We start from the raw sequence: 235 nt of genomic DNA, 5'->3' as shown, positions 1-235 counted from the left end.
GGGCAAAAGGCCGCAAAGTTTGTAAAAAACGGAGTGTATCTCATCATCGGAGGGTTAAGCGGCATCGGCTGGATTATTTCAGCGTTTATTTATGCAAATCACGGAGCCAGCGTTATCATTGCCGGACGATCGAAAATGACAGCAGAAATGGAAGAAAAATTAGACAGCATCCGATATGACGGGGCAAACATTTCTTACATCCAGGCTGACATGTCAGATAAACAGCAGGTCATCA

The 235-nt window shown here is 44.7% G+C and carries 1 protein-coding gene; it reads left to right on the top strand.

The window, feature by feature from the left end; genetic code table 11:
- A partial coding sequence (locus tag SB660_RS23850; protein WP_410585084.1) for a KR domain-containing protein occupies positions 1–235 on the top strand: 235 nt, incomplete at both ends.

This window comes from Bacillus sp. SIMBA_005, assembly GCF_046535585.1.
Taxonomy (GTDB): Bacteria; Bacillota; Bacilli; order Bacillales; family Bacillaceae; genus Bacillus; species Bacillus pumilus.
This window is presented reverse-complemented; position numbering and strand designations above follow the sequence as displayed.